Origin of the sequence: Aliiroseovarius sp. (assembly GCF_030148435.1) — a bacterium.
Taxonomy (GTDB): domain Bacteria; phylum Pseudomonadota; class Alphaproteobacteria; order Rhodobacterales; family Rhodobacteraceae; genus JASBTN01.
In genome coordinates this window covers 21,181-44,803 of sequence record NZ_JASBTN010000056.1, presented here as the reverse complement: position 1 = coordinate 44,803, position 23,623 = coordinate 21,181, and the positions used below count along the sequence as shown (strand labels likewise).

Genomic DNA, 23,623 nt, shown 5'->3' with positions numbered 1-23,623 from the left:
TAATCGTAATATGGTATACCATCTTACGTTATGTCAATCCGCTTGCTCCTGACCTGCCCCGGTTGCTATCAACACCACATGACCGACGGTGCCCTATCGAAAATCGAACAGCCACCAACAACCCTGCGTGACATCGTGCAGGACCGCATGCGCAATGCGATCATCGAGGGGCATTTCAAGCCGGGTGAACGGCTTGTCGAACGGCCTCTGTGCGAACAGCTGGGGGTGAGCCGCACCGTGATACGAGAGACGATCCGCTACCTCGAGGCCGAAGGGCTGGTGGACATCCTGCCCGGTCACGGCCCGATCGTGGCTACGATGAGCTGGGACGACGCGCGACAGATCTACGCGATCCGCCGCATGCTGGAGACCGCCGCGGCCCGCACCTGTGCCGAACGGATCACCCCGGAACGCGCGGATCGGCTGCAACAGGCGCTGGACCGGCTGCAACAGGCGCTGACCATGGAATCGACCGGAGCACTGTTTCAGGCCACCTCGGGTTTCTATGCCGAGATTTTCGAGGGCGCCGGGCATAGGATCGCCTGGGAGATCGTGCAGCGCCTGAACGGACGCATCAGCCGCTTGCGACGCATGACCCTGTCGACCACCGACCGGGAACAACCCGGTGGGGCGCATATGCAGGCTATCTGCGATGCGATCCGGTCAGGCGACGCGGAGGCCGCCGAAGCCGCCGTGGCCCGCCATCTGGACGACGCCACGCAGATTGCCGAACGTCTGCTGGCAGGCGAGGAAACGCCCGCCTGATCCGGCGAACGGTGTAGATGGCGCACCAAAGCGTCGCGTCAGTTTCCCTCGGCTCCACCCTCCTCCACCAGCCCGCTGACATAGAGCGCGACCGCGTTGATTTCCAGCTCGGTCAGGTTCTTGGCGATCGAATGCATGATTGCGTTGTCATTGGTGCGGGAACGGTTCTCGAAGGCCATCAGCTGTTCGACGACGTAATGCCTGTGCTGTCCGGCCAGACGCGGCAGGTTCTCGTCCCCGGCGGCGAACTCGCCATGGCAGTCGGCGCAGGGTGGGATCTGCGTGTATTCGTTGCCCTCGTGGTAGATGTAGGAACCGACCGCCTCCAAGGCGCGTTTCGATGTCCGCACCCGGTGCTTTTCGGCCGGCTGGGCGCTGTAGAACTCCGCCAGCGCCACGATTTGAGCATCGGTCAGCGCCGCAGCCATGGCATTCATGATGTCGCTCACCCGGCTGCCGTCCCGGAAGTTGCGCAACTGCTTTTCCAGGTAGTCCCGGTTCTGGGCCGCCAGACGCGGATACATGCGGCTCGACGCATCCCCCGTGTCGCCGTGACAATGCGAACAGGTGTCCCGCATCAGCGCACTGAGGTCCACGCCGCCCTGCGCCCGGGCAGTTGTGGCTGAGATCAGAACCGCCAGCAGGATTGCCACCTTGTGCATATTTGAACTCCAGCCAGTTTGGAATGCGAGGAAATTTAGCAAAACCCATAGGGAAAGAGACCGTTCAAATTGCCGCACCGACGGAAGGCAACGGGACGAAACGCGTCTCATTGAAATCCAAAAGAGGGGACAAAGTTGAGACTCCATCCAACCCGGCGCACATTCAACCAACTGGGATAAAACGAGAGTTTCATGTTTAGTGGCGGAGACGAAGGGATTCGAACCCTCGAAACGCGTTAACGTTTACTCCCTTAGCAGGGGAGCGCCTTCGACCACTCGGCCACGTCTCCGTTGGCCGGTATATGTGCCACGGATCAGAGAAACAAGGCCGAAAATCAAGGCTTAGCGTAATTTTCACACTATGTGTCCAGACTTCCAAATCGGCCCGAACCGGACGTGACCGGGACTGCGCTCGGGCGAAAAACGGGCTTGTATTCCGCCTCTGCCTCCCGGGCGGCGCAGCGCGTTTACTGTTACTCCTGGAAGAGGGTTTGCGTGGCCCCGCGATCCTGTCGTCATTGTCCAGATACGGAAGCGTCGGGAGGAGAACGCACAAACGACGATTGGCGTCACCATGCGCTCCTTCATTCGGCTCCGACATCCTCCTCCTGTTGCGAGGAAGGTCCGACCTTTTCCACCCCGGCCGTGTCGCGAGGATTCCGTAACCTGCGTTTATCGGTTTCGATGTACCCCCGCGTCATCGGCACAGCGTCCAGCCGGTGCGCGAGCTGGATCTGGAACACAACGAGGCGGTTGTACCGGAAGCCCGCTTCGCAGGACGCAAGATAGAATTCCCACATCCGGCAAAAGCGTTCGTCATAGAGCGTCGCCGCCTCTGCCCGCCGCGCGAGGAACCGTTCGCGCCAGGCTCTCAGCGTTTCGGCATAGTGCAGGCGGAGCACTTCGAGATCCGTGACGATGAGCCCGGCCCGCTCGATCGCCGGCACAATTTCCGAAAGCGACGGTACGTAGCCGCCCGGAAAGATGTATTTCGTGATCCATGGATCAGGCGCACGCGGCCCCCGGCTACTGCCGATCGTGTGCAGCAGGGCCACGCCGTCATTTTCAAGCAGTTCCGCGAGTCTGGTGAAAAATTCGACGTAGTGCCCTGCGCCGACATGTTCGAACATGCCGACCGAGACGATCCGATCATAGCGGCCTTTCTGGTGCCGGTAATCGCGCAACTCGAACCGGGCGCGGTCGGCCAGGCCTTCGCGCGCGGCGCGCTCGGAGGCGTGGCGCTGCTGGTCCACGGAAAGGGTCACGCCCGTCACTTCGGCGCCCGAGGCGCGGGCCAGATACATCCCCAGCCCGCCCCAGCCCGACCCGATGTCGAGCACCCTGTGGCCGGGCTCCAGCCGCAGCTTGGCAGCGATATGGCGCATCTTCTGCACCTGAGCGGCCTCGAGGCTGTCACCGGGATCCTCAAAATAGGCGCAGGAATACTGACGTTCGCGATCAAGGAAGAGATCATAAAGCCCGTCGCCCAGATCGTAATGATGGGCCACGTTGCGACGCGCCCGGCCGACCGGGTTGTGCATCATGAAAGACCTGACCGCCATCCTCAGGCGATTGTTTGCCCACCACAACCAATGCTTCGGGGTGCCTTCGAAATTCTCCAGGCACAGGGCGAGAAATGAAAAGAGGTCGCCCCGCTCCATCCTGAGCGTGCCGTCCATCCAGGCCTCACCGACAGCGAGGTCGGGATTGGCCACGACCCGGCGCAAGGTCGGCCAGTCGCGGATGGCGATTGCGATCACGGGCGCCCCGTCGCCATACGTCCTGGCTTCGCCATCGGGCAGATGGATCTGAAGAGTCCCGCGTCGGATCAACTTGCGCAGAGCGTGGTCCAGAAGCCGGAGCGCAACAGGCGCGCGGTGGCCCGGCGACGTGAAGCGTCCTATTGTCAGCTGGGTCATGTTGTTCCTCCCAAGATGATTTTCCCCTCTTCCACGCCGTGATCGCCGTGATCGCCGTGGCGGCACCAGACACAATCGCAATCCGTATGGCTGCAACTCGGGTCGGCCAGCATTTTGCGGTAACGGCGGCGGGCGAGCGGCAGCATCAGCCGCCGGAAGGTCGTCAGGTCATAGGCGCGGCGGAGCACGTCGCCCGCGTCACCCCGTGCCAACCTGCGGCAGGCAAGCCGCATCCCGAACTCTCCGCCAAGGCCGAACATCCATCGGTTGACGATGCCCGCCTTGAGCGATGGGCCCAGCTCCGATTGCCACCGCGCGGTATAGTCGCCGCCGTCGAGCAGGCATTCCGCCGCCAGGACGCCCGACCGGATCGCATGGCGCATCCCGAACCCGGCAAGCGCGTCCTGAAACCCCGCGTGCTCGCCGATGACCGGGTGTCCGCCCTGGGTAGCACTGCGCGGCCACCGGTAGGCGCCGTACCCTCCGAAGGCGCGCGGGTTTCGCATCTCCAGTCCCGCTTGGGCGCGAAAGAAGCCCTCGGCCGACTCGACATGCCGCGCCTGATCGCGAAAGCCCGTGAACATGCAGCTTGCCACCGTACCGCGCCCGCCCTGCACCAAAAGATAGGCATAGCCGCCCGGCGCGACCTTGTGGCCAAGCGCCAGCCAGGCCCCGTCGCGCATGTCGGTGTCAAAGATATGTCCGGCGGCGATGACCCCGGCCTCGCGCGGCCCCGCGGCCAGGATGCCCGCGCCGTCGAAGGCGCGCACCCGGTCGCCAAAACGGACCTCGACGCCAGCGGCGAGGGCCTGGGCCAGAAGCGCGCGGTCGAGCGTGCCCTCGCCCGAACCCCGGCGCAGGAGGTAGAAGAGCGGCCTTCCTCCTCGAACGTCGTGCCGTCGCCCGGCAGGGTCAAAGACCGTGCCCCTGTCGATGGGATGGTGGTCGAAGTCGCTGGCGATCCCGGCCCTGGTCAATTCATCCAGAACGTCTGTTTCGGCGCTCCAGTTCTCCAGCCCCTGGAAATCGTCGTGGAACCGATGCCCCACACGATCCTTCCACTCGCGCACGACGACCCTGGCACCACTACGCGCCAGAACGATCGCGCAGGCCAGGCCGGCTGGCCCTGCGCCGACAATGGTTATCTGGCCGAAGTCTCGCATCGCAACCTCGTTCAGTTTGGCGGTCAAACCCGGACCTTCGGCGTCAGAACTGCCGCCGCCGGAGCGGCGAACCTGCGGGAACGCGAACAACTGCGCGTCCAACGCCTTTTTGCGCAGGGGACATTTCGAAGGCCACGGCGGCCAGCAAACCCGTGGCCGCAACTGCCAAGATGGTCAGAATACCGAACATTTCGTGTCTCCTTCCTGTTTTGAAGCTGTCTGAACACCCCTGATAGAAAGACGCTCGCCGCGCGCTTTCATTACAAGTTGCGCAGGGGTTCCGGCTCCGTCCGAGCCGGCCAAGGGGGATGTCCACGCGGGGATTGGCGATGGTTTCGCGGTCACGGCATGGCGTTGCCGCGTGAAAGGAAGACGCGGCCAGCGGCTGATCGTTGCCCGCCATCCATCAGGCGGCGCTCAGGAACAATCCTCGAAACCGTCGCGGCAGCAGGGTCCGCAATGCGTCAACAACGTATCCGCCAATGCCGCACGGGCGCGATGCAGCCGGACATTGAGCGTACCGGGTTTGATCCCCAGCTCCGCTGCCACAGTCGCACGGTCGGTCTCGTCGATGTCGATGCGTTGGATCAGGCTGGCATCGGACGGGCGCAATTCCGTGACCAGCCCTTTGACGCATTTGCAGATCAGGTCCATGCCGTCGATCGGATCTTCGGCGACCGCTGCCGACTTCGCTTCCAGCGAAACCGCATCCTTCAGGCGATTGTGCCTGCCCGCCTTCCGGTAGTGGTCATTGAGCGTCGAGCGCAACACCGCGTAGAGCCAGGCGTCCATCCGCCCGACCTCGCGCAACTGCTCCTTTCGCGCAAGAACCCGGATGCAGAACTCCTGCAGCACATCCTCCGCGTCAGACCGGTTCCCCAGCCGCTTGATCAGGAAGCCCAGAAACGCGCTCCGGTTCGTGGAAAGCGCCGTTTCGAGGCCGACATCTTCAGGGGCGTGGTCGTCACGCGCCCCGCTTTTGGACCCGCACATGATCGCCGTCCTTTCTTCGCATGGTTGCGAGCCTGCTCAGGCAAACAGGACCGGACATTCGCGCGCGCATTTGTTTCGCGCAATGATGTAAATCAAATGCAGGGTGCCAAGACCGGCCAGCAGGCAGAAGAACGAGATATAGGCATAGCGCAGGAACAGGATATCGACGACGACCACCGCGACGACGGTCAGCGCGAACCAGCGCATGTGATAATAGGTCGAGATCGCCGGTGGTGCGATGATCAGGAAAAGGTAGATCACGTAGGTCATCCAGCGCGGCATCAGATAGTCGAGGATCATCGTGCCCTCGTAGGCCAGCGAGTCCCGGTTGACAGTGACCTGAACCCAGTCGGGATTGACAAGATGCGGCACGTAAAGCGCCAGCCCGAAGGCCAGTCCCGCCACCGACATCGCCTCCATCCAGGGGCGGCGCCGGCTGTCTGGCGGCTCCAGTACCCAGGATGCCAGCGGAATCCAGAACGGCCACATGAACCAGGTAAAGAAGATGAACCCCAAAGCGCCGAAAAGCGTCGTGACCGGATCGCCGGTGTTCACACCCCACCAGACGTTGCCTTCCATGAACTGCTGAAGCCCGGCAAAGACCGGCATCAGCGCCACCGGCAGGTATCGACGGTTGATCGTCCACGCGCGCGTGACGGCATAGCCACCCCCGATGACCAGTAAGGTGCTGGCAGTAAAACTGACGGTTTGTGAAAGGCACATACAGAAAGGCCTCACGTTGGGTGTACATGTGGCAGCCCGCTGTTGTCAGCAGGCCGTCCGGCGATTGGCGATCGCCTCTTCGGGTTTGTTATCGGCTTTACCGACGGTAATGACAAAATGGGCGGCGAGTCAATTTCGAGGGGTTCTGAACCACCTGCCGACATCCAGTCGGCGGGCCAGTGGTTCGAACCCTTCAGAGGGTTGCCAGCTTTTCGTTAAATATCAACTCGGTACAGGACCGCTCGAAAGACGCATTGCTGGGGCTTGCCCTTTGTTTGTCAGCAATCCATGCCTGCAAGTCGCGGCGCGTGTAAAGCGCGCTGCGCGGGGTGAACGACGATCACCCGTCTTCGCCCATTGCAAGGTCCTCACCCGGAAGAGTGACGCTCAGCGCCGGGAACGGAATGTCGGCCCCCAGGCCAGTGGCCGCAGAACTGGTTGCCAACCCAACCAGCACACCCAGAGGGTTCACGAATTCGAAGTCGAGGTTTTGAACCTCCATCGTGACCGTGGGCACATAGGGGCCGCCCAGAAAGCCCAGGTTGTTGTCGTAGGTATAGATAAACCGCAGGTTGGCGGCGGTAGCGGAATTGGGGAATGTCCCCTGGACGATGGTCCAGATTTCGTTCGCGGTGGCGTTTGTCGTGCTGCCAGCGCAGCTGATGGTCCCGGGATTTGCGCAGATACCGGCCCCGGCGCTGCATTTCGTGCCGTAGCTGGCCGCGGGAACGACGGTTGACGTTCCCCGGTCGTTGGTGGTCGGAACGCCGGAACATGCCGGGGGGCGCACGGTTGCGACCCGGGCCGCAACCTGCATGCCCTTTTCCATGGACACGTAGTGGAAGGCCATACGGCCGAAATCGATTAGCCCCAGGAAGATTAACAGGTAGAGAGGGATGAGCAGGCCGAGTTCGACAAGCGTGGTACCGCTCTCGCACTGGCGCAGCTGCCTGACCAGGTTCCACAAACGGGTATGTGGCACGATCTGTTTCACAGGCCGTATACCCGGCTTTGATCGGAAATCGACGTTGTGACCGTGCCCAGCGCGCCCCCCGCGAAGGCAACGACACCTGCAAAGGGAAAGGTCACGGTCAGGCTTGCCGTGACCTGGGCCACCGGTGCCGGGGACACGCGGAACGTTCCGGCAACGCAAGTCAGCGAGGGCGTGACCGCGTTCACGGTGATACCCGACGGCAGGAAGGAGGCACCGTCGATCCGGTTGCGCACAATTGATTCCAGAGTGGGCTGATAGGCAGCAAGCGAGCCCCCCGAGCAGACGCTTTCGGGAGCAATTCGCGCGAGGTATCGCGACGCATCCCTGACGCCTGCGTTCACGCTCTGATAGGCCCACATCAACCGCCCCCCTTCGATCACGACCGCAAAGACCAGCAGAATCAGCGGCAACAGGATTGTGAACTCGACCAGGGCCGCCCCGCTGTCATTGCGGAACATTCGACGCAGGCTTGTGTAAATCCGTGCAAGACCCGACATCGGCGTCACCTGTAGAGCTGAATGTGTTCGGTCAGGAAACCCGCACCGCCGCCGGCAGCCCCGCTGCCAGCGCCGCCCAGCACCTCGACAAAGATGTCCTTGGACACGGAATCGGCCGGTTGCAGGATGAACACCCGGACCCACTCATCGACGCTGACCCCGGTTGCAGACCCTTTGATTTCGTTTGCCGCGCAGTCCACGCCGGCCGCAATAATGACCCGGCGTTCGGGATCGGGGGTACGGTTTGCGGCGTTGCAAATGGCCGCGCCCGTTTCCTGCTTGCCGGACATTTCGGCGATATCCCCATCCGTCGAGTTGGCAATCTCGTCATTGTAGATCTGCCAGCGGGTCGTCGGGTAGGGCGGGAACCATCCCGGCGCGGTGCCGTAGTTCGTGGCAACATAATCGGCGTAACCTGCCGCGAAATCCCCGGTTCCAAACCGGCCTCCCGGACAATCGTCCGTGGCAAAGCAATCGTCAGGCGGTAGCCCGATGGTATATTCCGGCTCCGTTGAAGCCGCTTGATCGATTTTGCACTGCGGAGTTTTCCCACCGCCCTGGGTGGAGACCTCGTAGCCGCTGATGGTGTTCGGAGCCGGGCCGAAGGCCGGGTGGTCCCGATAGCTGTTCAGCACGCCCTCATAGATATCAAACCGCGTGTTGATCGCTGCGGCCATCCGCCCAACCGCCTGCCCTGGGCGCGTATCCAGCCCTTCTTCGCGGAAGCACACGGTTCTGGGGGACTGGGCGGCGAGCACGCACCATTCCTGGGCGGAGGCGCTGAACCCGGCGCAGTTGCCATTCGGGTCGATAGCGGAGAGTCCGCCCGGTGGCTCCAGAAAGCCGAAATTGCCCGGGCCCCATTGGCCGCTGCCGCCTCCGGCGCGCAAACGGATCACGTTGCCGGCTTCGGCCGCCGGGTTGAAGCCGGGGGGTACGCAGAACATCATGCTGGAAATATCACAAGCAATGCGGGTGAACCCCGCGATCGCACTGGCCCCTACCTCGTCGATATCCGGGGGCGTCTCACCACTCAGGCTGAAGAACGCGGCTCCGAACACCCAGGGCACGGTTTGCTCGGTCACATCGACCCGAACATAGCCAGCCTGAAGGGGGTCCGCAGTAACTGCTGTTGTGGGATCGGCATCGCTGGCGGGCAGGGTCGACAGAAAGGTCAGCGTATAGTCCGTGACCCCGGCAAGCGTGTTGTCTCCTTCGCCAAAGGTTTGCCGATCTGAGATCATGCTGGCCGCTGCAGCAGTCGCGCGGGTGATGGAATCGGCCTTGCCGTCGAGTTCACCCGCCGCCGCCAGCGCGACATTGTCCGCATAGGACTGCAGTTCGGTCTGGGTGATGTTGATGCGCCCCATGTCGAAGGATATGGCGACCAGTCCCAGCAGGACGACCAGCGAAACCGCGAAGAACACCATGATCGCGCCGCTCTCGTCGCGTTTGAGCTTGGCGGCGGTTTGCTTAAGGATGGCAAGCCGTTTTACTGCGAAGCGAAGCATATGAACCTCCAGCCGATACATCCGCCCGCAGGCGCGCCAATTGATGAACGCGCCCGGGAAACTGGTCGTGGTATGGTCCAGAATGGGTCTTCGCGCGCCATGATGTCATCGCCGGAACCGGGAAGGATTGCGCGCGGTGGTTGAGGATTTCCCCGTGGCTACGGTGAAGTGCCGTTGGGAAACCTGTTGCCCCGCAAGTTGGCCGTCGCGGTTTGGCGTGGCGACCGGCCTTCGCTTGAAGTTCGCTACCATGCGTTGAACTGATGCCTGACTATCGGGCAGACCACTTCAGTGGGGGAGGACCAGGTGTGACACTTGAGCCTAAACCGGGCCTTTTACGCTGACGTCAACCATCAGCGCCGCTATTCCGTGGCTGGCGCACCGCCCTGGAAATCGTTCTCGTTCACATAGTCGCAGGGGGTGTCCTGCATTTCGAGGTGGAGCCCCTCGCCGGTAAAGGGATGGGCGCGGGCCAGATCCTCATCGACCTCGATGCCCAGGCCCGGCGTGGTGGGGGCGAGGATGAAGCCCTCCTCCCAGGTGATCGAATTCTTGATTAGCGCGAGGTGGAAATCGCCGCCCTTCTGGATGGTTTCGGCCATCAGCAGGTTCGGGATATTGGCGGCAAGCTGGATGTTGGCGGCCCATTCGATGGGGCCTGCGTAAAGGTGCGGCGCCATCTGGGCATTGTAGACTTCGGCCATGGCGGCGATCTTCTTTGTCTCGAGGATGCCGCCGGATCGTCCCAGCGCCGGTTGCAGGATCGTGGCGGCGCCCTGACGCAGCACCGGGGCGAATTCGGCCTTGGTGGTCAGCCGTTCGCCGGTGGCAACCGGGATCGAGGTGGCGCGGGCGACCTTGGCCATTTCCGCGATATTGTCGGGTGGGACGGGTTCCTCGAACCACAGAGGCGAATAGGGTTCCAGGGCTTTCGCCAAGCGGATTGCCCCGCCGGTGGAAAACTGGCCGTGGGTGCCGAACAGCAAGTCCGCGCGATCCCCAACCGCCGCGCGGATCACCTTGCAGAAGGCCGCCGAACGGGAAATGTCGCGCATCGCCGGCATGTGACCGCCGCGCGCGGTGTAGGGACCGGCGGGATCGAATTTCACCGCGGTGAAACCCTCGGCGACCATGGCCGCAGCGCAGTCTGCGGCGAGGTCCGGCGAGGTCCAGAAATCCGCCATCGACTGATGAGGCAGCGGATAGAGATAGGTATAGGAGCGGATGCGTTCATTCATCAGCCCGCCCATCAGCGCATAGACAGGCCGGTCATGCGCCTTGCCCAGGATGTCCCAGCAGGCGATCTCAAGCCCCGAAAAGGCGCCCATGACAGTCAGGTCGGGGCGCTGGGTAAAGCCGGAGCTGTAGGCGCGGCGGAACATACGCTCGATGTTTTCCGGGTTTTCGCCCTGCATGTGCCGTTCAAAGACGTCCGAAATGACCGCCCGCATGGCGTCGGGCCCGACCGAGGCGGCATAGACCTCGCCCCAGCCGGTGATCCCGCAGGCGGTCGTCACCTTGACGAAGATCCAGTACCGCCCACCCCATCCGGGGGCAGGCGGGGCGGTGACGATGATGTCGAGGTCTTGCAGTTTCATGTGCTAGGCTCCGGCTGGAAAGGCAGTTCATGAAAGACGAGATCAGCATACGGTCTCTTGCCGCGCAAGACCTTGAGGTGCTGCTGGCCGTCGGGCCGGGCGTTTTTGATCATGCGATCCGGCCCGAGCAGGCGCGCGCATTTCTGGCCGATCCCGGGCACGAGCTGGTTCTGGCCTTCGCGGGCAGCCGTGCCGTCGGCCTGTGCTCGGCGACGGTCCTGTTGCACCCGGACAAACCGCCGGCGTTGTTCATCAACGAGGTCGGCACGCACCGGGACTTCCGCCGCCGGGGTGTCGCCAGGCGGATGATATCGCAGATGATTTCGATTGCGCGGGCCCGCGGCTGTCACGGCGTCTGGTTGGGGGCTGGGAGCGACAACGCCGCCGCCCTGGCCCTGTATCGCGGCATGGCCGAGCAGAAGCTTCATGGCGTCTTTTTCGGCTGGGATGGTGCGCTGGATGAGGACATGGACGACGATTGAACGTGCCGGTCCACCATACGCTGCACCATGGGGGCGAAATGGGCGAAATCGGGTGTTTCCATGTCGGCGCGCTTGCCGGCCTCGTCCAGGTAACGCACGGCGATGATTTCCTTGAGGTTGGGGTTCTTCCGGAACTCCGCAACCTCGTTATCGCTCATCGGTCCGCCCTGCAGTTCCAGCGTATGCACGGAAGCGGGTGACAGGCGTTTGAAATACGCAGGCTTGGTTGCGCAGAGATACCGTTTCGCCGCCACGTGATATTTTACGCAATCGGTGATCACCGGCGGGAAGAACGGGGCCAGAACCGCCTCACCCGCGTCCTCGTGGTGGCGGTCCTCGGTGTCCTCCGGGTGGTAGGTGCCGAACTCCGAGGTAAAGTGGCCGATGTCATGCAGAAGCGCGCCGACGATGATCTCCTCGGACTGGCCGTTCTGTTCGGCGATCGTGGCGCCTTGCAGCATGTGCTCGGCCATGGTGACGGGTTCGCCCAGGTATTCCTCGCCACCGCGACGGGCGAAGATATCAGCGATGAAGGCAACGATATTGTCGGCGCTAAGCCGGGAGAAATCGGGTTTCATTGCGCGGCCTCCAGGGCGGCGAGGGTCGACAGCACCCCGTCCATGTCGGAATAGCATCCCTGCAACCAGCGTGAGCCCTCGCCCGAGTAGCCCTTGCGCGCGTGCAGCACACGGGTGTTGTCGAAGATGATCGCCTCACCCGGCTCCATCTTGAACGTCACCTCCATCGCCTCGTCGTCGATGATGTCCGACAGGCGGCGGAAGGCGCGGTAGTAGGTCTCCATCCGGTCGAAGGGCACGTCGGTCAGCGGCGCCCAGGATCGCGAGTTGAAACGGATCGCCTTCAGCATGCCTTCGGGCGAAAGCTCGATCATCGGGCGCTGCGAGCTGAGCGCCACGCCGGCGCTGCCACTATAGGCAAAGCGCGCGGAATGACCGGCCAGCGCGGCAAAGCCTTCCGGGTCTTCGGCCAGCAGGCGCCGGGCACAGGCGAACCCGTCGACCAGCATGTTCTCGCCCCCCTCGGCAGAGTTGTCGAGACAGGCAAGGACCTGCACGGAAGGCACCGGGTCGCGGTAGGGGTTGTCGGTATGGGCCTGCAGCCCCAGACCGGTAAAGGCGAGGTTGACCGGGTTCACCTCGGTGCGGACTTCGAAATGGCGGCCATAGTTGGTCTCGCGCACGTAGCCGAAAAGACTGACAATCTCGAACAGTTCCCCGGCCCTGGCCTGCATGCCGGTGACTTTGGCGAACCCGTATCTGCGGATGCCCGCGAGCCAGTCGCGCAGCCTGGTCTTGTCTGACTTCAACTCCGGCAAGGAACCTGTGGGGATGTCGCCGTTCAGGTCCGACCGCCAGGCGGTCGCCCCGGCGGGCAGGCGGCCAATTGCGCTATCCTGTGGGCGGTCATAGGCGTTGGCCGCAAGCCAGGCCAGGGGGAAGGTCACGGTCTTGCCTTCTGGGTCGAAGGTCACGTCGATCGTGTCGCCGTTGGCCCTGGCCGCCGAGATCGTCAGGTCCGTCGGGATGTCCGCCATGGTGATCAGGCGCTGGTTGTTGCCCGGATCGCGGGTGTCCGCGTCCAGCGCATTGTCGCGCAGCCAGATGGCGTGAAAACGGGTGGGGCCGGAGGGGCCGCACAGGGTGAGCACGTCGCCTGCGGGCGTGATGGAGACCTGGGTTTTCGAGGCGGTCATGTTCGCGTGTTTCCTTGGTGGAGCTGTTTGTCTCGACAGTGTGCCAAGCAGCGTCCATAAACTCCAATTAGGCTATCGCTACCTGAGAGGCAGCTTTCGTAATGCAAAACGCGGGCTTCGATCAACTGCCGTTGGAATGGATCCGCGCCTTTGAAACGGCGGCGCGGCTGGGGTCGTTCACTGCCGCGGCCACGGAAACGGGCCTGACCCAATCGGCCATCAGCCAGCGCATCGCGCATCTGGAAAACCGTCTGGGCGCCCGGCTTTTTGCCCGCGAGGCGCGGCGCATATCGCTGACCGCCGAGGGGGAAGCCTGGCTGCCCCATGTGCAGGCGGCGCTTGCGGGGCTGCGCGACAGTTCCGAGGCGCTGTTCGGCGTGGCCAAGAACCGCATGACCCTGTCGGCCAGCGCCTCGATCATCGAGCTCTGGCTGGTGCCGCGCCTGGCCCGCCTGACAGCCGAGATCGGTGTGCAGGTCAAGCTGCGCACGATGGTTGTGTCCAGCGACGAGGCCAAGGACGATACCGCGATCCGTGTGCGATACGGCAGCGGCGACTGGCCGGTGGCGTACAAACGCCCGCTCTATGACGAAGCCTTCGGATTGGTGGCCACGCCGGAGCTGCTGACGCAGGGGCCCCTCGCAACCCTGCCGCGTCTGGCGGTGGCAGGGCCGCGCCCCGGTTGGGGGCCGTGGTGCGAGCAGACCGGGATGCCCACCACGCCCCTGCCCGAGCTGCGCTTCGACACGTTTTCCCTTGGCCTGGCGGCGGCGCGGGCCGGGCTGGGTGTGCTGATCGCCTCGCTGCCCCTGGTCGGGGAGGATCTGGCGCGCGGCACTTTGGTGCGGGCTTCGCGCCACGTCTTGCCGCATCACGAGACCTACTGGCTGCTTGGCGCCCGCGAACGCATGTCGCGCAGACAGTGGGAGCGGCTGGGCGACTGCCTGACCGGTCCCGCCGGGATCAGTCGAACAGGATGACATTGCGCCGGGCCGAACCGGATTTGGTATCGGCAATCGCCTCGTTGATCTGGTCGAGTGTCCAGCGCCCCGACACCAGCTCGTCCAGCTTCAGACGTCCTTGCTCGTACAGGTCCACCATCCAGGGGATGTCGCGTGAAATCACCACATCGCCCATCTTGGACCCGACCATGCCCTGACCCATGGCGGCCAGGATGACCGGCTCGTAGCTCGACGTGTCCCCCGAATGCGGCATGCCCACCATGATGACCTTGCCGCCCGGCGCCAGGTATCGCGGCGCACTGTCATAGGCCGGGATCGCGCCCACTGTGACCAGCACAGCATCGGCCCCGCGCCCGGTGATCCGGTGCACCTCTTTCCAGGGGGATTTGCCGGTGGCCAGCACCCCGTCGGTGGCCCCGAATTCCCTTGCCGCCTCCAGCTTCTCTTCGCTCATGTCCACGGCGATGATGCGCCGGGCCCCGGCGATGCGCGCGCCCTGGATGGCGTTCAGGCCGACGCCGCCCGCGCCGATCACCACCACGTCCTGACCGGGCCGCAGACGGGCCGAGTTCACCACCGCGCCCACGCCGGTAATCACCCCGCAGGCCAGCAGCGCGGCCGCGTCCATCGGCATCTCGGGCGAGATCTTTACGACCTGGCTGGCCTCCACCACCACCTTTTGCGCGAAGGCCCCGCAGGCCATCGCCTGGTGCAGCGTGCCGCCTTCGGCCGTGGTGATCGGCCCCTTGTCGCCGTCATAGGGGGTCTCGCAGGTGACAGGGCTGCCCGAGGAACAGGACGCGCAGCTCTGGCAGGCACGGATCAGGGTGACGACAACCGTGTCGCCGACCCTGATGCCCTTCGCGTGGTCGCCTACCGCTGTCACCTTTCCTGCGGCCTCATGGCCATAGACAGCGGGCAACGCACCGCCCCAGGCCCCATCGGCGTAGGAGATGTCGCTGTGGCATATGGCGACGGCGTCCAGCGTCACCTCCACTTCGCTGCCCACGGGCGCGCGCAGGGTGATCTCCTTGATGACAAGAGGTTGGCCAAACTCGTGGCATACGGCGGCTTTGATTTTCTGCATGGTCGGTCCCTGTTGTTTCCGCCCACGATGCGAGCGCATTCAGCGCCCGGCAAGTGCGTTTTCGACAGGGATGTCGCTATCAGGCCAGTTCCGTTACGGCATCCGCCAGAGCCTCGGGGCAGGCGAAGAAGGGCGAATGGCCGCAATCGAGGTCACGGGTACTATCCCAGCCCGCGCTCATCGCCACCTGGTATTCCGGTGGGATCGTCGCGTCCCGGGTGCAGCGGACATAGCTGCGCGGAACCCTGTGGCTGCCCAGGATCGGCGTGTTGGCGGGTAGCGTCGGTTCGCGGCAGAGATGCTGGCGTGCATAGTCCACCGTGCCCGCCGGGCAGTCCTGGTAAAGCAGGTCAAGGGTGCGCTCGGGTTTGAAGGTGAACCAACTGCCATCCCCGGAAATGTCCAGCGCGCCCTCGAGCGGCTGATAGGGCCCGGCGCGGCGCATCTCGACCAGGGTCATGCCGGGTGCGGGTACATAGGCGCAGACATAGATCAGGCGGGCGATCCTTTCCGGTGCCAGGCAGGCGGCCTGGGTGATCGGGAATCCGCCCATCGAATGGCCGATCACCGTGACCGGCCCACCTCCCATGGTGTCGATGGCACCGAGGATGGCCTCCGCGTAGCGCATCAAGGTGGCCTCGGCGATGGGTGTTCCATCCGCCCCATGGGTGGGCAGGTCGATGGCGCGGGCGCCATGGCCACGGGCTTCCAGAGCCGGGATGAGGTCGCGCCAGCACCAGGCACCGTGGCATGATCCGTGCACCAGCAGGAACTCAGACATGGGCAATGTCCCGCAGGAATTCCGAGACCAGCGCGCCATAGGCCTTTGGCGCCTCGACCGGCGACATGTGGCCGGTGTTGCGGATCAGCTCGAACCGGGCGCCCCTGATCAGCCCCGCGGTCTCGCGCACGAGGTCGGCCGGGGTGGAACCGTCCTCGCTGCCCGCCGTGACAAGCGTGGGCAGGGTCAGCCGGGCGGTGCTTTCGTAGAGGTCGGTTTCGGACACGGCGGCACAGCAGCCCAGGTAGCCTTCGAGCGGCGTGGCACGCATCCGTGCGCGGGCCTCGTCCAGCAGCTCGGGCGCGTCGCGGCGGGTCCGGCGCGAGAACCAGCGCTCCATGTTGGGGTCCACCACGGCCTCGATCCCGCCCTTGCGGATGGCCGCCATGCGGTCCGCCCAGACGCCCGGCGTGGCGATCTTGGCGGCCGTCGACGACAGCACCATGCCGCGCACCAGGTCCAGCCGTTCGGCAGCCAGGCCCTGGGCGATCATGCCGCCGATGGACAGGCCGAGAAAGACGCAGTCCTTTACCCCCAACCGATCCAGGGCCCGGCCCGCATCCGCCACGAGATCGCCCATCGGGTAGGGCCCGTCCGGGCAGGGCGACAGGCCGTGGCCGCGCATGTCCAGCGTGATGATGCGCAAGTTTTCCGGCAACTGCGGCAGCAACCTGTCCCAGGCGCGGGAGTTCGACCCCAGCGCATGGGCCAGCACCAGCGCGGGGGCACCGTCGGGTCCGTGGCTTTCGACGTTCAAAGCAAGCGTGCCCAGATCGGGTGGGGCGTCGTGCATGTGGGTCTTTCTCACTCCCGCAACTGGAAATGCGCCATGATCTGGCCGTGGTCCGAGGCAAGCTTGTTGTAAGGCGCCTCGGGGTGGGAGCCATCGGTGATGTGATCGTTCAGCACCGAGAAATAGGTCATATCCGCCACGCGGCCTTCATTCTCCGGGTGGAAATGGCGGCTCAGCAGGATCTGGTCAATGCTCTCGTAGACCCCGCCGAAGCTGGAGGTATAGACCATGTCGCGCAGGGACTTGCGCACGAAGAGCTTTTCGGCAGACCGCAGGCGCACGGCCTCGACTGCCTCGGTGATGGCCTTGTTCTGATCCGCCGAATAGCGGTCGATCCGGGCCTCGGCGTCATGGCGCAGCATCCAGGCGTAGTTCTTGAAGGGCACCTCGCCGCAGATGATCTCCGAGCTCACCGCATGTTCGCCATCGTTGAAGTCGCCAAGGGCCACCACCGGGTTGCCCTTGCGGATCTCCTCGACGATCAGCTTGCGCAGTACCCAGGCCTCGGCCATGCGCCGGACGGCCGAGCGCAGGCTGCCAAGCGCCCGGCCCACCGGGTCATAGCGGGTCAGGTCCTCTTCCGGGGCAAACTCCGCGCCTTTCGGCGTGATGAACTCGCCCAGCTTGGACTTCAGGTGGCAGTTGAACAGCGTCACCACCTGGCCATCCACGGGGATGCGCACCTTGAGGATCGGGCGCGACAGGCGGGTCAGCGTGTAGGAGCCCGCCTCGCCTTCAAGTCCGCGCAAGGCCGGAAAGGGAATGGTTACGGGCTCGGCCAGATCCTGGACAACCTCCGGTTCCCCCACGAAGCCCAGGCGCGACAGCACGGCAAGGCCCGGGCGGCGTTCGCCCGGCCCGGCATCGGCCACGTTGGGGGCAAACGCCAGGGCGGCATTGTCCCAGGGATCAACCCCGAGTTTGCGGAAAATGACTTTGCGGTGATACCGCTTGCCCTCGTCCGGGATGGTCGCCTTGTTGTGGGCATGGGCCCGGCGGCTGGCCTCGGCCACCACATCCCTCAGCGCCTCTTCCTCGAAGATCTCCTGAAACCCCACCACATCGGCGTCCAGCGCCAGCAGTTGCTCGGCCATCCAGTCCTTCTTCCAGGCGTATTCCTCGGGCGTGTATTCCTGAAAGCGATAGTATTCCCTGTCGGGGCCGATCAGGTTCTTGACGTTGAAACTGGCAATCGTGAACTCGGTCATTTCGCGAACCTTTCAAGCGCATGGACAAAAACGTCGGCATCGACATTGCCGCCGGAGGCAATCACCGTCACCACATCGCCCTCGACCCGGTCGCGATGGAACAGGGCCGCGGCCAGGGCGACGGCGGCACCGGGTTCAATGACGATCTTGAGGCGGGTAAAGGCGAGCGCCATGGCCTTCAGGCATTCGTCTTCCGTAACCACCAGCCCGGGGCCGCAATGCAGGTCGATCACGGGCCATGTCAGATCGCCGGGCTGCGGGGTAATGATCGCATCGCAGAGCGAGCCGGACAGGCGGGCATTGCGCTGGACCTCGCCGACGGCCTGCGAACGGGCCACGTCGTCAAACCCTTCCGGTTCCACCGGACGCACGTGCATCCCCGGCGCCTCGGCGGCAAGGGCCAGCGCGACGCCGGAGATCAGCCCGCCCCCGCCACAGGGCACCAGCACGTCGCCGTCGGCATAACCTTGTTCAGCCGCCTGGGTGGCGATTTCCAGCCCGACGGTGCCCTGTCCCGCGATCACCAGCGGCTCGTCGAACGGTTTGACCAGCGTCAGTTCCCGTTCCGCCGCCAGCCGCGCGCCCAGGGCATCGCGGTCCTCGTTCGCGCGGTCATACAGAACCACCTCGGCGCCCAGGGCGCGGGTGTTGCCGATCTTCAGCCGGGGCGCGTCCGAGGGCATGACGATGACCGCCGCCACGCTGTGTTCGGCGGCGGCAAGCGCCACACCCTGGGCATGGTTGCCGGAGGAAAAGGCGATGACGCCGCGCGCACGGGTTTCGTCATCCAGCGCGGCGATGGCATTGCGCGCGCCGCGATATTTGAAGCTGCCGGTGTGCTGCAGGCCTTCGGGTTTGACGAAGAGCCGCCGCCCGGCGATCTCGTCCAGAAAGGGCGAGGACATCAGGGGCGTGACGCGGGCATGGCCGCGCAGCCGCTTCTGAGCGGCCCGGATCATGTCGATATTCATCGCATCTCCTCCAGCCAGGCCCGGATCACGGTCAGCGCCTCGGCTTCGTCCAGAAAGGGAACGTGGCCCCGGCCCGGCACACGGGCATAGCCCATGGCGGGGTGACGGCGGCGCATCTCGGCCACGGTGGCGTCGGACAACAGGTCCGAGTTGGCGCCATGCACCAGCGCGGTGGGCAGGCCCGCGAGCGCGTCGAACAGCGGCCAGAGGTCGGGCACCGGCTGCGCGCCCGCCTCGATCACCGCATCGCGCAGGGCGGGGTCATATCGGTTCTTCAGCCGGTCGCCTTCCTGTACAAACAGGTGGTGCACCTCGTCCAGCCAACGGCTCAACGGCACATTGTCGAACCCCTCCATGAGGGTGGCGCGCGCTTTGGCGGCGGCTTCGAAGCTCGTCACGTTGGGCTGGCGACCGAGGTAGCCCATGATCGTGTCCAACCCGTCGTTGTCGATCACCGGACCGATGTCATTCAGGCAGACGCCCAGCAGGCGCTCGGGCACGGTCGCGCCCAGGCCCATCGCTATCAGCCCGCCGCGCGAGGTGCCGAGGATGGCGGCCCGGTCCAGCCCCAGATGGTCCATCAGCTGCAGCACGTCCATCGCCTCGACCTGGATCGTGTAGGACTGGTGGGGCGCCCAGTCGCTGTGACCGCGTCCGCGATAGTCGGGCCGGATCAGGCGCACGCCTTCCAGATGGGGCGCGACGAAGTTGAAATCATCGCCGTTGCGGGTCAGCCCCGCCAGCGCGATGACCGGCAAGCCCTCGCCCTCGTCACGATAGGCGAGCGTCAGCCCGTCCGTGGATTGAAGCGTTTTCATTCGGTGCCCTTCGCAATGTCGGGAATGCCGGTGAGGTCGGTCAGGATATGGGCCGGGCGGTGGTCCATGCGGTCTACTGGCAGGCCCATACGGTTGACCCAGACGGTGGTAAAGCCGAAGCCGGAGGCCCCGGCCGCGTCCCAGCCGTTCGAGCTGACGAAAAGCACTTCGTCGCGGGTACAGCCGAAACGCTCCTCGACCAGCTGATAGACCACGTCGGCGGGCTTGTAGATGCCCACGCTTTCGACCGAGAGGCAGTCGTCCAGCAGGGCCTGAAGACCCGCCGAGTTCACCGCGCCTGCCAGCATGTCCGGCGAGCCGTTGGACAGGATCGCGGTGTTCAGCCCCGCGTGTTTGAGGGCGGTGAGCATGGCGGGGACTTCCGGATAGGCGGAGAGCTCCCAGTAGAGCTGCAGGAGGCGCTCGCGCAGGTCGGGATCGGTCAGCCCCTGCGCCTCCAGCGCCCAGTCGAGCCCGTTCTGCGTCACGCTCCAGAAATCCCTGTGCTCGCCGGTAATGGCGCGCAGCCAGGTGTATTCGAGCTGCTTTGCGCGCCAGTCGGCGGCGAGTTTCGGCCAGCTGTCGGCCAGGGCCTCGTTGCCGGGTTCCCGGGCGGCCTCGCGCGCGGCGGCGCTGACGTCGAACAGCGTACCATAGGCGTCGAAAATGCAGGTGGTAATGGTCATGCACGTCTCTCCCTTGTGGCGGAGGGTGGCACAGGTCGACCGGTTGGGAAAGGGGTAGAAATGCGCCCCGGTCAGCTGAACGGAATCAGATTGATCACCCACCAGCCGCCCAGGAAAAACGCCGCGAGGGATGCAAACCAGGCGGTTGCGGCAACACGCCATTGGCGGCGCGAAAGCGTGGGGCGCGGGGCGGGTTCGACGCGGTTGGCGATCAGGGCAAAGCCGCCCGCCAGCGCCAGCAAGGTCAACAGCACGGAATGCACGGTAACGGAAAATCCAAGCAGGGCCGCCGACATGGAGGCCGCCGCCAGGGATCCGAAACGCGGTGCCCGGGCCTGGATCAGCAGCCGCACACAACGCCCGCCGTCCAGCGGCCAGATCGGCAGCAGGTTCACGAAGTTCAGCGCCCCGATGGCCAGGGCGAATTGCAGGAAGAACTCGGAGACCAGCGGGCTGGTGGACGCCAGCGCCGGGGCCAGGGCGAAGCTCAAGACCATCGGGGCCAGCGACACGCCGGGGCCCATCAGGGCGATGAAGAAGGCGTCGGCATCGGTGGTGGGGGGCCGGTCCGAGATACGCGCGCCGTTCCAGAACGGGATCAGGCGAAAGCGGGCGTCATGGTGCCCGACCATGCGGTGCGCGACGACATGGCCGAATTCATGCAGCAGGAAGGCGAGCAACAGCGCGAAGCTGAACAGAGGGTCCATGACCACGGCCATCGCGACAAAACAGGCAAAGCCCAGCACCACGCCCGCGCCGTTGAATCCCTGCAGCACCAGCGGCGGACCGGAGACCAGCGCCGGGCGCACCATCAGCACGGTGGCCAGCATCAGCGTGCCTGCCAGGATCAGGAATGTCATGGCGCCTTTCCCCCATAGGTCCATCCGGACGGATCACCCGCGTGTCCGTCCGGGTTCTTCCGGCATGGCGCGGATCGGGGATTCGGGCAAGGGTTCGTTGGGAATAAGACTGTTGACGGTTGGGTGACGGGGCGTCCTCAACTGCGGGGCCATTTGGGGGCCAGCCCCCAAACCCCCGGGATACTTGTGGCAAGATAAAGAGGGGTGTCGGGTCTGCAGGGTCAGCGCGGAGGTGGCTCCGGAAGTGCCAAACCAGCACGTCTCCGTGCGATTGCGCGAAGAAACAAGCTGGCGGCGCAGAAGGGGGCGGACGGGCAGAGCATGTCGAGCAGGATGGCCGGGGCGCTCTGCCCGGGCCGGGTTACAGGTTCTCGGACTGCGGCATGCCCAGCACGTGGAAGCCACTGTCGACGGTGATGATCTCGCCCGAGGTGCAGGCGCCGTAGTCCGACGCCAGATAGACCGCGGTGCCACCGATCGCCTCCAAAGTGGCGTTGGCACGCAGCGGCGCGTTGGCCTCGGTATGGCGGAAGGTCTTGCGCGCCCCACCGATGGCCGCCCCGGCCAGCGTCTTCATCGGACCGGGAGAGATCGCGTTCACGCGAATCCCGTCGGGGCCGAGGTCATTGGCGAGGTAGCGCACGGAGCTTTCCAGCGCGGCCTTGGCCACGCCCATGACGTTGTAGTAGGGCGTCACCCGGTTCGAGCCACCATAGGTCATGGTCATGATCGTGCCGCCATCCGTCATCAGCGGTGCAATGCGGCGCGCGACCTCGATCAGTGAATAGCACGAGATGTCCAGCGAGTTCTTGAAGTTCTCGCGCGAGGTGTCGACGAAACGGCCGGTCAGCTCGTTCTTGTCGCTGTACGCAATCGCATGGACCAGGAAATCGACCCGGTCCCAGTGGCTGGCCAGATCGGCAAAGCCCGCGTCCAGGGCGGCGTCATCCGTCACGTCCATATCGACCAGAATGTCCGACCCAACGCTTTCGGCCAGCGGTTTCACCCGCTGCCCGAAGGCGTCGCCCTGATAGCTGAAGGCAAGCTCCGCGCCTTCGTTCGCCATGGCCTGGGCAATGCCCCATGCAATCGAACGTTGGTTCGCGACGCCCATGATCAGCCCGCGTTTGCCTTGCATCAATCCTGCCATGACGGATTACCCCTTGTACCTGCTCAGGATCATCGACCCATTGGTGCCGCCAAAGCCGAAGCTGTTGGTCATCACGCTGTCCAGTCCTGCATTTTCAACCAGTTCAGTCGCAATTTCTTCCGGCCTCAGGGCCGGGTCCAGTTCCTCGACATTGATCGAGGGGGTGATGAAATCGTCTTTCAGCATCAACAGGCAATAAACGGCCTCTTGTGCGCCGGTCGCGCCCTGGCTGTGGCCGGTCATGGATTTGGTCGAGCTGATCGGCGGCGTCTGGCCCTCGCCGAATACACGGCGCACGGCTTCGACTTCGCCGACATCACCGACCGGGGTCGAGGTGCCGTGGGCGTTGATATAGCCGACCTTGCGGCCTTCGGGCAGGGTGGACAGTGCCAGGCGCATGGCGCGTTCGCCGCCTTCGCCCGAGGGTGCAACCAGATCGGCGCCGTCCGAGGTGGCTCCATAGCCGGTCACTTCGGCATAGATGGTCGCGCCACGGGCCAGCGCGTGCTCCAGGTCTTCCAGCACCACGATGGCGCCGCCGCCGCCGATCACGAAACCGTCGCGGTTGGCGTCGAAGGCGCGCGAGGCTTTCTCGGGCGTGTCATTGTACTTGGACGACATCGCGCCCATGGCATCGAACAGGCAGGACAGCGTCCAGTCCAGCTCCTCGCCGCCACCGGCGAACATGATGTCCTGCTTGCCCATCATGATCTGCTCCGCCGCATTGCCAATGCAGTGCAGCGAGGTCGAACAGGCCGAGGTGATCGAATAGTTGATGCCCTTGATCTGATAGGCGGTGGCCAGGTTGGCCGAGATGGTCGAGCCCATGCATTTGGGCACCGCGAACGGGCCAATGCGTTTGGTCGCACCCGATTTCAGCGCGGTCTGGTGGGCGGCGAACATCGCGCTGGTCGACGGACCACCCGAGCCCGCCACCAGCCCGGTGCGCGGGTTGATCACCTGATCCTCGCTCAGCCCGGCGTCTTCGATGGCCTGACCCATCGCGATAAAGGCATAGGCCGCGCCCGGCCCCATGAAGCGCAACGTGCGCTTGTCGACATGCTGGGTGATGTCGATATCCGGCTTGCCCGCGATCTGGCTGCGGAACCCGTGTTCCACCATGTCCTCGTTCGCAGTGATCCCGGATTTCCCGGCCTTGAGCGAGGCCAGAACCTCGTCTGCATTATTGCCAATGGCCGAGACGATCCCCAGCCCGGTAACGACGACACGACGCATGCGCGGTCTCCTTCAGATTTGCTTGAACCTGTGTAGGACAGGCCGGGAGT

The 23,623-nt window shown here is 64.6% G+C and carries 25 protein-coding genes and 1 tRNA gene; 3 read left to right on the top strand and 23 right to left on the bottom strand.

The window, feature by feature from the left end; translation table 11 throughout:
- Positions 1-78: 78 nt before the first annotated feature.
- Positions 79-765 (top strand): GntR family transcriptional regulator, encoded by a 687-nt coding sequence (locus Q1V43_RS10480; protein ID WP_300517481.1) that lies wholly within the window; start codon positions 79-81, stop codon positions 763-765.
- A gap of 38 nt (positions 766-803) precedes the next feature.
- Here the strand turns inward: Q1V43_RS10480 and Q1V43_RS10475 are convergent, their stop codons facing one another.
- The 11 genes from Q1V43_RS10475 to Q1V43_RS10425 form a co-directional block, all read right to left on the bottom strand.
- On the bottom strand, positions 804-1,427 hold the full coding sequence (locus Q1V43_RS10475) for a c-type cytochrome (RefSeq protein ID WP_300517478.1): 624 nt from the start codon (positions 1,425-1,427) through the stop codon (positions 804-806).
- Between the two features lie 200 nt (positions 1,428-1,627).
- Positions 1,628-1,717: transfer RNA gene (locus tag Q1V43_RS10470), tRNA-Ser, on the bottom strand.
- Between the two features lie 294 nt (positions 1,718-2,011).
- Positions 2,012-3,346 (bottom strand): cyclopropane-fatty-acyl-phospholipid synthase family protein, encoded by a 1,335-nt coding sequence (locus Q1V43_RS10465; protein ID WP_300517475.1) that lies wholly within the window; start codon positions 3,344-3,346, stop codon positions 2,012-2,014.
- Entirely contained in the window at positions 3,343-4,536 is a 1,194-nt protein-coding gene (locus Q1V43_RS10460; protein WP_300517472.1) for an NAD(P)-binding protein, read from the bottom strand. Before Q1V43_RS10460 ends, Q1V43_RS10465 begins: the two co-directional genes overlap by 4 nt.
- Before the next feature lie 16 nt (positions 4,537-4,552).
- The gene (locus Q1V43_RS10455) at positions 4,553-4,699 is read right to left on the bottom strand and encodes a hypothetical protein (RefSeq protein ID WP_300517469.1); all 147 of its coding nucleotides are present in this window, start codon (positions 4,697-4,699) and stop codon (positions 4,553-4,555) included.
- A gap of 227 nt (positions 4,700-4,926) precedes the next feature.
- Positions 4,927-5,502, bottom strand: coding sequence for an RNA polymerase sigma factor (locus tag Q1V43_RS10450; RefSeq protein WP_300517466.1), 576 nt, complete (start codon positions 5,500-5,502; stop codon positions 4,927-4,929).
- Between the two features lie 36 nt (positions 5,503-5,538).
- Positions 5,539-6,225: a DUF6629 family protein gene (locus tag Q1V43_RS10445; RefSeq protein WP_300517464.1), complete on the bottom strand. Its 687-nt coding sequence runs from the start codon at positions 6,223-6,225 to the stop codon at positions 5,539-5,541.
- A gap of 340 nt (positions 6,226-6,565) precedes the next feature.
- A complete protein-coding gene (locus Q1V43_RS10440; RefSeq protein ID WP_300517462.1) occupies positions 6,566-7,219 on the bottom strand; it encodes a TadE/TadG family type IV pilus assembly protein in 654 nt (217 codons plus the stop codon).
- Entirely contained in the window at positions 7,216-7,677 is a 462-nt protein-coding gene (locus Q1V43_RS10435; protein WP_300517460.1) for a TadE/TadG family type IV pilus assembly protein, read from the bottom strand. The genes Q1V43_RS10440 and Q1V43_RS10435 overlap by 4 nt, the downstream gene beginning before the upstream one ends.
- Positions 7,678-7,721: 44 nt before the next feature.
- Positions 7,722-9,227 (bottom strand): pilus assembly protein TadG-related protein, encoded by a 1,506-nt coding sequence (locus Q1V43_RS10430; protein ID WP_300517458.1) that lies wholly within the window; start codon positions 9,225-9,227, stop codon positions 7,722-7,724.
- Positions 9,228-9,589: 362 nt separating this feature from the next.
- Positions 9,590-10,825 carry a mandelate racemase/muconate lactonizing enzyme family protein gene (locus Q1V43_RS10425; RefSeq protein ID WP_300517455.1) on the bottom strand — a complete coding sequence of 412 codons (1,236 nt, stop codon included), beginning with the start codon at positions 10,823-10,825 and terminating at the stop codon, positions 9,590-9,592.
- 29 nt (positions 10,826-10,854) lie between these two features.
- Here Q1V43_RS10425 and Q1V43_RS10420 point away from each other — a divergent pair, with 29 nt between their 5' ends.
- Entirely contained in the window at positions 10,855-11,307 is a 453-nt protein-coding gene (locus tag Q1V43_RS10420; protein WP_300517452.1) for a GNAT family N-acetyltransferase, read from the top strand.
- Here the strand turns inward: Q1V43_RS10420 and Q1V43_RS10415 are convergent.
- Both Q1V43_RS10415 and Q1V43_RS10410 read right to left on the bottom strand, forming a co-directional pair.
- The gene (locus tag Q1V43_RS10415; RefSeq protein WP_300517449.1) at positions 11,250-11,885 is read right to left on the bottom strand and encodes an HD domain-containing protein; all 636 of its coding nucleotides are present in this window, start codon (positions 11,883-11,885) and stop codon (positions 11,250-11,252) included. The genes Q1V43_RS10420 and Q1V43_RS10415 overlap by 58 nt on opposite strands.
- Positions 11,882-13,021, bottom strand: coding sequence for a TauD/TfdA family dioxygenase (locus tag Q1V43_RS10410; RefSeq protein WP_300517446.1), 1,140 nt, complete (start codon positions 13,019-13,021; stop codon positions 11,882-11,884). Before Q1V43_RS10410 ends, Q1V43_RS10415 begins: the two co-directional genes overlap by 4 nt.
- Before the next feature lie 101 nt (positions 13,022-13,122).
- Here Q1V43_RS10410 and Q1V43_RS10405 point away from each other — a divergent pair, with 101 nt between their 5' ends.
- Positions 13,123-14,001, top strand: a complete 879-nt coding sequence (locus Q1V43_RS10405; protein WP_300517443.1) for a LysR family transcriptional regulator — start codon at positions 13,123-13,125, stop codon at positions 13,999-14,001.
- Here Q1V43_RS10405 and Q1V43_RS10400 read toward each other — a convergent pair.
- From Q1V43_RS10400 to fabB, 10 genes are all read right to left on the bottom strand, one after another.
- Positions 13,985-15,070: a Zn-dependent alcohol dehydrogenase gene (locus Q1V43_RS10400; RefSeq protein WP_300517441.1), complete on the bottom strand. Its 1,086-nt coding sequence runs from the start codon at positions 15,068-15,070 to the stop codon at positions 13,985-13,987. The genes Q1V43_RS10405 and Q1V43_RS10400 overlap by 17 nt on opposite strands.
- A gap of 79 nt (positions 15,071-15,149) precedes the next feature.
- Positions 15,150-15,851: an alpha/beta fold hydrolase gene (locus Q1V43_RS10395; RefSeq protein WP_300517439.1), complete on the bottom strand. Its 702-nt coding sequence runs from the start codon at positions 15,849-15,851 to the stop codon at positions 15,150-15,152.
- A complete protein-coding gene (pcaD, locus tag Q1V43_RS10390) occupies positions 15,844-16,644 on the bottom strand; it encodes a 3-oxoadipate enol-lactonase (RefSeq protein WP_300517436.1) in 801 nt (266 codons plus the stop codon). The genes Q1V43_RS10395 and pcaD overlap by 8 nt, the downstream gene beginning before the upstream one ends.
- 11 nt (positions 16,645-16,655) lie before the next feature.
- Positions 16,656-17,852 carry an endonuclease/exonuclease/phosphatase family protein gene (locus Q1V43_RS10385; protein WP_300517433.1) on the bottom strand — a complete coding sequence of 399 codons (1,197 nt, stop codon included), beginning with the start codon at positions 17,850-17,852 and terminating at the stop codon, positions 16,656-16,658.
- Positions 17,849-18,823 (bottom strand): threonine/serine dehydratase, encoded by a 975-nt coding sequence (locus Q1V43_RS10380; protein WP_300517430.1) that lies wholly within the window; start codon positions 18,821-18,823, stop codon positions 17,849-17,851. The genes Q1V43_RS10385 and Q1V43_RS10380 overlap by 4 nt, the downstream gene beginning before the upstream one ends.
- Positions 18,820-19,641, bottom strand: coding sequence for an alpha/beta hydrolase (locus tag Q1V43_RS10375; RefSeq protein WP_300517428.1), 822 nt, complete (start codon positions 19,639-19,641; stop codon positions 18,820-18,822). The genes Q1V43_RS10380 and Q1V43_RS10375 overlap by 4 nt, the downstream gene beginning before the upstream one ends.
- On the bottom strand, positions 19,638-20,327 hold the full coding sequence (locus Q1V43_RS10370; protein ID WP_300517426.1) for a haloacid dehalogenase type II: 690 nt from the start codon (positions 20,325-20,327) through the stop codon (positions 19,638-19,640). The genes Q1V43_RS10375 and Q1V43_RS10370 overlap by 4 nt, the downstream gene beginning before the upstream one ends.
- 71 nt (positions 20,328-20,398) lie before the next feature.
- Positions 20,399-21,187 (bottom strand): site-2 protease family protein, encoded by a 789-nt coding sequence (locus Q1V43_RS10365; RefSeq protein ID WP_300517423.1) that lies wholly within the window; start codon positions 21,185-21,187, stop codon positions 20,399-20,401.
- 361 nt (positions 21,188-21,548) lie between these two features.
- Positions 21,549-22,337: an enoyl-ACP reductase gene (locus tag Q1V43_RS10360; protein ID WP_300517421.1), complete on the bottom strand. Its 789-nt coding sequence runs from the start codon at positions 22,335-22,337 to the stop codon at positions 21,549-21,551.
- 6 nt (positions 22,338-22,343) lie between these two features.
- The gene (fabB, locus tag Q1V43_RS10355; RefSeq protein ID WP_300517418.1) at positions 22,344-23,573 is read right to left on the bottom strand and encodes a beta-ketoacyl-ACP synthase I; all 1,230 of its coding nucleotides are present in this window, start codon (positions 23,571-23,573) and stop codon (positions 22,344-22,346) included.
- Positions 23,574-23,623 lie beyond the last annotated feature (50 nt).